At 71.4% G+C, this 7,909-nt stretch carries 6 protein-coding genes and 2 tRNA genes (1 of these 8 cut by a window edge); 3 read left to right on the top strand and 5 right to left on the bottom strand.

The features are described 5' to 3' along the window. From ACFQLX_RS22565 to ACFQLX_RS22545, 5 genes are all read right to left on the bottom strand, one after another. Nucleotides 1-28: transfer RNA gene (locus tag ACFQLX_RS22565), tRNA-Glu, on the bottom strand (it extends 145 nt beyond the left edge of the window). 35 nt (nucleotides 29-63) lie between these two features. After that, nucleotides 64-135 (bottom strand) — tRNA-Gln (locus ACFQLX_RS22560). Nucleotides 136-322: 187 nt separating this feature from the next. Then, entirely contained in the window at nucleotides 323-1,837 is a 1,515-nt protein-coding gene (gene gltX / locus ACFQLX_RS22555; protein ID WP_386417921.1) for a glutamate--tRNA ligase, read from the bottom strand. Continuing rightward, nucleotides 1,830-2,591, bottom strand: coding sequence for a fumarylacetoacetate hydrolase family protein (locus tag ACFQLX_RS22550; protein ID WP_386417920.1), 762 nt, complete (start codon nucleotides 2,589-2,591; stop codon nucleotides 1,830-1,832). The genes gltX and ACFQLX_RS22550 overlap by 8 nt, the downstream gene beginning before the upstream one ends. Before the next feature lie 161 nt (nucleotides 2,592-2,752). Continuing rightward, entirely contained in the window at nucleotides 2,753-2,917 is a 165-nt protein-coding gene (locus tag ACFQLX_RS22545; protein ID WP_386417918.1) for a hypothetical protein, read from the bottom strand. 555 nt (nucleotides 2,918-3,472) lie between these two features. Here ACFQLX_RS22545 and ACFQLX_RS22540 point away from each other — a divergent pair. The 3 genes from ACFQLX_RS22540 to ACFQLX_RS22530 are packed head-to-tail and all read left to right on the top strand — an operon-like array spanning nucleotide 3,473 to nucleotide 7,814. Beyond that, a complete protein-coding gene (locus ACFQLX_RS22540) occupies nucleotides 3,473-6,952 on the top strand; it encodes a nitrate- and nitrite sensing domain-containing protein (protein ID WP_386417917.1) in 3,480 nt (1,159 codons plus the stop codon). Nucleotides 6,953-6,961: 9 nt separating this feature from the next. Then, the gene (locus ACFQLX_RS22535) at nucleotides 6,962-7,375 is read left to right on the top strand and encodes a roadblock/LC7 domain-containing protein (RefSeq protein ID WP_386417979.1); all 414 of its coding nucleotides are present in this window, start codon (nucleotides 6,962-6,964) and stop codon (nucleotides 7,373-7,375) included. 37 nt (nucleotides 7,376-7,412) lie between these two features. Beyond that, the gene (locus ACFQLX_RS22530) at nucleotides 7,413-7,814 is read left to right on the top strand and encodes a DUF742 domain-containing protein (protein WP_386417915.1); all 402 of its coding nucleotides are present in this window, start codon (nucleotides 7,413-7,415) and stop codon (nucleotides 7,812-7,814) included. Nucleotides 7,815-7,909: the final 95 nt, after the last annotated feature.

Below are 7,909 nucleotides of genomic sequence, written 5' to 3'. Positions count from 1 at the left end.
GCGTGCTAGGCCGCTACACAACGGGGGCCTTGATCTTGCGATCTAGATCGATCTAACGATCTGCTGGGGTACCAGGACTCGAACCTAGACTAACTGAACCAGAATCAGTCGTGCTGCCAATTACACCATACCCCACCAAAACTCAACCCCTGAGGGGCTTCTGTTCGGGTGACCGCCTTGCTTTCCGGCCTCTCGGCCCCGCTCGGCGACAGGAAGAACATTACCCGATGGTGGGCGGTGCTCCAAAACGGGTATCCCCCAGCACCGGCCCAGCACCGCCCCGGCCTCCCCGGGCCGCGTACGAGGCCCGGGGAGGAAGGCGTCAACCCTGCTCGGCAGCGGCGAGCCGTTCCAGCGCCGCGTCCACCCGCGCCAGCGTGCGCTCGCGGCCGAGGACCTCCAGCGACTCGAAGAGCGGCAGGCCCACGGTGCGGCCGGTGACGGCCACCCGGACCGGCGCCTGGGCCTTGCCCAGCTTCAGCCCGTGCTCCTCGCCGGCGGCCAGTACGGCCGCCTTCAGGGGCTCGGCGGCCCACTCCCCGGCGGCGGCCAGCCTCTCCCGCGCCGTCCGCAGCAGCTCCGCCGCGCCCGGCTTCATCGCCTTCGCCCACGACGCCTCGTCGCGGACCGGCTCGGGCCGGAAGAGGAAGTCGACGTTCGCGGTGATGTCGGAGAGGACCGTCAGGCGGGTCTGGGCGTGCGGGGCGATCGCCTCCCACGCGGCCTGGTCGAAGTCCTCCGGCGCCCAGGGGGCGTGCGGGGCGCTCAGCCAGGGGGCGCAGGCCGCGGCGAAGTCCTTCGCGTCGAGCCGGCGGATGTGGTCGGCGTTGATCGACTCGGCCTTCTTCAGGTCGAAGCGGGCCGGGTTGGCCACCACGTCCGCCACGTCGAAGGCCGCCACCAGCTCGTCCGTCGAGAAGACGTCCTGGTCGGGGGAGAGCGACCAGCCCAGCAGGGAGAGGTAGTTGAGCAGCCCCTCGGGCAGGAAGCCGCGCTCGCGGTAGAGGTTGAGCGAGGCCTCCGGGTCGCGCTTGGAGAGCTTCTTGTTGCCCTCGCCCATCACGTACGGCAGGTGGCCGAAGAGCGGGACGCCACCCTCGCCCACACCGATGTCGGCCAGCGCCCTGTAGAGGGCGATCTGCCGGGGGGTGGAGGAGAGCAGGTCCTCGCCGCGCAGGACGTGCGTGATGCCCATCAGGGCGTCGTCCACCGGGTTGACCAGGGTGTAGAGCGGGGCGCCGTTGGCACGGACGATGCCGTAGTCCGTGACGTTCTCGGGCTGGAACGTCAGCTCGCCGCGGACCAGGTCCGTGAAGGTGATGACCTCGTCCGGCATCCGGAAGCGCACGATCGACGCGCGGCCCTCGGCCTCGTAGGCGGCGATCCGCTCGGCGCCCAGGTCGCGGCAGTGGCCGTCGTAGCCGGAGGGGCGGCCCGCGGCGCGGGCCGCCTCGCGGCGCTCGTCCAGCTCGGCGGCCGTGCAGTAGCAGCGGTAGGCGTGGCCGGCCGCGAGGAGGCGCTCGGCCACGTCGGCGTAGAGGTCCATGCGCTGGGACTGGCGGTACGGGGCGTGCGGGCCGCCGACCTCGGGGCCCTCGTCCCAGTCCAGGCCCAGCCAGCGCAGGGAGTCCAGCAGCTGCCCGTACGACTCCTCGGAGTCGCGCGCGGCGTCGGTGTCCTCGATCCGGAACACCAGGGTGCCGCCGTTGTGGCGGGCGAACGCCCAGTTGAACAGGGCGGTGCGGACCAGGCCCACGTGCGGGTTACCGGTCGGCGAGGGGCAGAAACGTACGCGTACGTCCTTGGGGGCGGTGCTGGTCGGGCTGGGGCTAGTCACGCTTGAACACCTTGTTGGAGAGAGTGCCGATACCTTCGATGGTGACGGCGACCTCGTCGCCGACGTTGAGGGGGCCGACCCCCGCGGGGGTGCCCGTGAGGATGACGTCGCCCGGGAGCAGCGTCATGGCCTCGGTGATGAACGAGATCAGCTCGGGGATGGAGCGGACCATGTCGGCGGTGCGCCCGAGCTGGCGCTGCTCGCCGTTGACCGTGCACTGGATGCCCAGGTCCGCCGGGTCCAGGTCGGTCTCGATCCACGGGCCCAGCGGGCAGGAGGTGTCGAAGCCCTTGGCCCGGGTCCACTGCTCCTCGCCGCGCTGGACGTCGCGCGCGGTGAGGTCGTTGGCGCAGGTGTAGCCGAGGATCACGTCCGCGGCGCGCTCGACGGGAACCTCGCGGCACATGCGGCCGATGACGACGGCCAGCTCGGCCTCGTACTGCAGGTCGTGGGTGAAGCCGGGGTAGAAGACCGGGTCGGCGGGGCCGACGACGGCCGTGGAGGGCTTGAGGAAGGTGACGGGCACCTCGGGCACCTCGTTGCCCAGCTCGGCGGCGTGCTCGGCGTAGTTGCGGCCGACCGCGACGACCTTGCTGGGAAGCACGGGGGGCAGGAGGCGGACCTGGGCCAGGGGGATGAGCTTCCCCGACCGCTCGACCTCCCCGAAGGGGTGGCCGACGATGATGTCCAGCTGGTCGCGCTCAAGAACGCCGAAGGCGACGTTTCCTTCGAGGGAGAACCTGGCGATGCGCACGGGTGCTGCTGCCTTTGCCTAGCGGGAGTCTGGTCGCTCCAGGCTATCGGGCCGGGGCGCTGCGGGCCTGCGGGCGGCCACGCCACCCATGAGGGGCGCCTCCGAAGAGGCGCCCCTCATGGGTGGCGGGCCGCCCCCGGTGGGGGAAGTTCGCCGGATGCTCAGCCCTGCGGCGCGTCCATCAGTACCGTGCGACGGGGGTTCGCCGTGCGCTCCGGCAGCTCCGCGGTGTGCTCCAGGGGTGCCGGCCGCAGCTCCTCGGCGTCCTCGAGGTGCGCGAGGGTGGTCCGGCGGGGGTTGGCGGTGCTGGCTACGTTCCGGAACATCGGGGCGCTCTCCACGGATGAGTGCTTGACAGCGGTGACAGGGATGTAAAGCGCCAGGCTAGTCCGCTCTTCCCGGTCCCCTCCGGCCTCAGCCCTTACCGACGTGTGAAGTTGGTCACTCTTCAGCTATCAAAATCACTGAAATCCAAGCGTTCCATGATCATCCAAAACGGTCATTACGTGTCGGATGTGAGCATTCTGCAGTCGAGTGGTGCCACTGGGGTGTCATGTCTGTTCGCTCCGATTGCGGTGAAATGACCGCTATATGGGGGCTCTTGTTGAACCGGACGTGCGCGCCGACTCACACAGGGTCACGCTCGTCACACTGCCGCGGACGCCCCTTGTTGGAGATCCGGCACTGTGCTGGAATTCCACGGACCGTCGCTGGACTGCAGCCGGCTCGGTGGGCGCGACGAGGCGTTTGCCGGCGGGGCTGCACGGGGAAATGCGCCGGTCCACGAAGGACACCGACCGCGGGGCCCCCGGATCCCGCACGACTTGACCGCAGTCCCGACGCCACCGCGTCCGGGGCCTGGTCCAGAGGTTGCGAAGCCAGTGCAGGGACGTTTCAAGAGGGATGGCATAGGGCGCACCCAGGGCCAGCGGGGCCATGGGGACGCCGCGGGCGAGTCCGGCTCGCGCGGGCCTGCGCACACCGGAGCCCGGGACGGAGCCTCCGGCCCGCAGGACGCCCCGTCCGGCTACGGGTCCCCGTCCTCGAAGAGGGGCGCCGATCCGGCGTCCGGCGCGGCCCTGCGCATACCCGAGCCGGAGGCGGGCGCCTACGCCCCGCGGGTGCCGACCAGCGCCCATGGCAAGCCCGGCTCGCGCCTGGCGCTGCGCAACTGGCGCATCTCGACCCGCCTGGTCTCCCTCCTCGCCCTGCCCGTGGTCGCCGCGACCACGCTGGGTGCGCTGCGTATCGAGTCCTCCTGGAAGGACATGCAGCAGCAGGAGGACATGAAGGTCCTGACGGAGATGACCCGCCAGGCCACCGAGCTGGCGGTGAAGATCCAGGAGGAGCGCGACCTTACCGCCGGTGTCGTGATCGAAGAGGGCGCCAAGGACCTTGAGGTCATCCAGGCCCGTGAGACGACCTCGGACTGGATCGAGCGGTTCAAGCGGGCCACCGGCAAGATCGAGAACACCGAGACCGGCTCCCTCAACGGCGTTCGCAGCAGCCTGGTCCGTATCAACGAGAAGCTCGGCGCCCTGACCGAGATCCGTGAGACCGCCTATGACCACAACGGCAGGAACTCCCTGCAGACGGTGCGCGCCTACAGCGAGGTCGTCGACTCGCTGATCGCGCTCTCCAACGACATGGCGGCGGCGACCAGTGACGCCTCCATGATCGAGGCCACCCGCGCGCTGGCCGTCTTCTCCTCCGCCAAGGAGAACGCCTCCATCCAGCGGGCCGTCGTCTCCGCCGCCATCGCGAGCCACGACAGCCTCACCACGGAGGAGCAGCAGACCGTCGCCGGCGCCCGCAACGCCGAGCTGAGCGACATCCAGCAGTTCACCCAGCTCTACGGGGCGGAGAAGGCCAAGGAGGTCCTTGAGCCGCTGGAGAACAACAACGCCATCCAGCAGGCCGGGCAGACCGTCAAGAACCTCCTGGCGCACCCCGGCGACCCCAAGCGGGCGCGCATCGACTCGTACAAGAGCTGGTACGAGACCTACAGTCCGTACATCGACGGCATGACTCTCATCGAGTCCACGCTGCTCAACGGCCTGCAGCAGAAGTCCCGCCAGCTGGCCGCCGACGCCGAGCGCGACGCGATCGCCTCCTTCGTGCTGATCGTGCTGGTCCTCGGTATCTCGCTGACCGGCGCCTTCGTCGTGGCCCGCTCCATGGTGCGCTCGCTGCGCCGGCTGCAGGACACCGCCGAGGTCGTCGCCCAGAAGCGGCTGCCCGAGCTGGTCAGGCAGCTCTCCGAGGCCGACCCGCAGGACGTCGACACCTCGGTGGAGACCGTCGGCATCCACAGCCGCGACGAGATCGGCAAGGTGGCCGCGGCCTTCGACGACGTGCACCGCGAGGCGGTCCGACTGGCCGCCGAGCAGGCGCTGCTGCGAGGCAACGTCAACGCGATGTTCACCAACCTCTCGCGCCGCTCCCAGGGCCTGATCCAGCGCCAGCTCTCCCTGATCTCCGAGCTGGAGTCCCGCGAGGCCGACCCGGACCAGCTGGCCTCGCTCTTCAAGCTCGACCACCTCGCGACCCGCATGCGCCGCAACGGTGAGAACCTCCTGGTCCTCGCCGGTGAGGAGCCGGGCCGCCGGTGGACCCGCCCCGTGCCGCTGGTCGACGTGCTCCGTGCCGCCGCCTCCGAGGTGGAGCAGTACGAGCGCATCGAGCTGAGCGCCGTGCCCGCGACCCAGGTCGCCGGCCGCGTCGTCAACGACCTCGTGCACCTCCTCGCCGAGCTGCTGGAGAACGCGACGTCGTTCTCCTCCCCGCAGACCAAGGTCAAGGTCACCGGTCACGCCCTGCCCGACGGCCGGGTGCTGATCGAGATCCACGACACCGGCATCGGCCTCTCGCCCGAGGACCTCGCGGCGATCAACGAGCGCCTGGCGTCCCCGCCCACCGTGGACGTCTCCGTCTCGCGCCGCATGGGCCTGTTCGTGGTCGGCCGCCTGTCCCTGCGGCACGGCATCCGCATCCAGCTGCGCCCCTCCGACTCCGGCGGTACGACGGCCCTCGTCATGCTGCCGGTCGAGGTCACGCAGAACGGCAACGTCCCCGGCGGCAAGCAGGCCCCGGCGGCCGGCCCCACCAAGGGCAGCGCCACCAGCCGGCTCTCCGCCGCCGCCCAGCGCGGCCAGCTCGGCCGCGGTGGCGCGGGCGAGGCCGCCAGGCCGGCGCTGCCGAGCCGCGGTGAGGGCCCGGCCGGGCGCCCCTCGCTGCCGGAGCGCGACGGCGCCGCCAAGGGCGGCGTTCCGTACGGCGACGTGCAGCACTCCGGCGCCCCGCAGGAGCGGGACGCGCGGATGGGCGACACCGGCCGCATCCCGCCGGTGGCGGACGGCCCGCGCGGCCATGACGAGGTGGGCTCCACCACGCAGTTCTCGCGTCCGGACTTCGGCGGACCCGCGCCGCAGGGCATGCCGGCCGCGCCGCAGCAGCCGCAGCACACCGGGCAGTTCCCGATGCCCGGGGCGCAGCAGACCGGCCAGTTCCCGCAGCCGCAGCAGACGGGGCAGTTCCCGCAGCAGCAGACCGGGCAGTTCCCGCAGCAGCCGCACGACACCGGCCAGTTCCCGCGCGTGCAGCCGCAGCAGCAGGGCGGTTATCCGCAGCAGCCGCACGACACGGGCCAGTTCCCGCGCGTACAGCAGCCCCAGCCGTCTCAGCAGCAGCCGGGCGGGTATCCGCAGCAGCCGCAGGACACCGGCCAGTTCCCGCGCGTGCAGCAGCCGCAGCCGTCTCAGCCTCAGCCTCAGCCGACCGGCGAGTACCCGCGTCCGCAGCAGCCGCACGACACGGGCCGCTTCCCGGCGTACGGCGAAGGGCTGCCGCCCGCCCCTCCGGCGCCCTCGCGCCCCGAGACCACCCCGATCTTCCAGGAGATGGAGACGGGCTGGTTCCGCGGTCAGCGCGGCGGACCGGCCCCCGCGCCGCAGCAGCCCGCGTCCCAGCAGCGCGCGGTCACCGCCGCGCCCGCGCCCCGCGAGCCGGGCCCCGCGCCGCAGCAGCAGGACGCCGCGCCGTGGCGCCAGTCGCCGAACGACGCCGCGTGGCGCCGTGCCGAGCAGCTGCGCGCCGGACCGGCGGCCGGCGGCATCACCACCTCCGGCCTGCCGCGCCGGGTGCCCCGGGCCAACCTGGTCGAGGGCACCGCCCAGCAGCAGTCCGAGCCGAGTGGACCCCCGATCTCCCGCGCCCCCGACCAGGTGCGCGGGCGTCTGACCAGCCTGCGACGGGGCATCGAGCAGGGCAGGCAGGCAGGCGGCACGAACAGCAGTCGCGACAGTGCCGGCAACACCGGCAGCAACAGTGGCTACGGCCCCACCTACAGCCAGGAGCGATAGTTGAGTCCGATGAGCCAGGCGGCGCAGAACCTGAACTGGTTGATCACGAACTTCGTGGATAACACCCCCGGGGTGTCGCACACGGTGGTGGTCTCCGCGGACGGACTTCTGCTGGCGATGTCCGAAGGCTTCCCGCGCGACCGCGCGGACCAGCTGGCCGCGGTGGCCTCGGGGTTGACCTCCCTGACCGCCGGCGCCTCCCGCATCTTCGAGGGCGGCAAGGTCAACCAGACCGTGGTGGAGATGGAACGGGGCTTCCTGTTCATCATGTCGGTCTCGGACGGCTCCTCGCTGGCCGTGCTGGCCCACCCCGAGTGCGACATCGGCCTGGTGGGCTACGAGATGGCGCTGCTGGTCGACCGGGCGGGCGCCGTGCTCACGCCCGACCTGAGAGCCGAACTGCAAGGCAGTCTGCTGCACTGACTGCTCAACTGAACCGTGAGTTTCGCCCGGAGGACCCATGACCCCGCCCCCTGCCTCACCCGACGCCTACGGCGCCCATCCGCCGTACGAGGGTGAAGGCGACCAGCCGCTGGTGCGCCCGTACGCGATGACGGGCGGCCGGACCCGGCCGCGTTACCAGCTCGCCATCGAGGCGCTGGTCAGCACCTCGGCCGACCCCATGCGGCTGCAGGGTCTGCTGCCGGAGCACCAGCGCATCTGCCACCTGTGCCAGGAGATCAAGTCGGTGGCCGAGGTCTCGGCGCTGCTCGCGATACCCCTCGGTGTGGCGCGCATCCTGGTCGCGGACCTGGCCGAGGCCGGCCTCGTCGCGATCCACCAGCCGGGCGGCAGCGAGGCAGACGGAACCCCAGATGTGACTTTGCTCGAAAGGGTGCTCAGTGGACTTCGGAAGCTCTAACGCCGGATACGGCGCGGGGGGCCCTGCACCCGCCGCCGGCCCGTCGCGCTCCACCACCTCCGCGAAGATCGTGGTGGCGGGTGGTTTCGGCGTGG

This window comes from Streptomyces polyrhachis, from assembly GCF_042663125.1.
Classification (GTDB): Bacteria; Actinomycetota; Actinomycetes; order Streptomycetales; family Streptomycetaceae; genus Streptomyces; species Streptomyces polyrhachii.
This window is presented reverse-complemented; position numbering and strand designations above follow the sequence as displayed.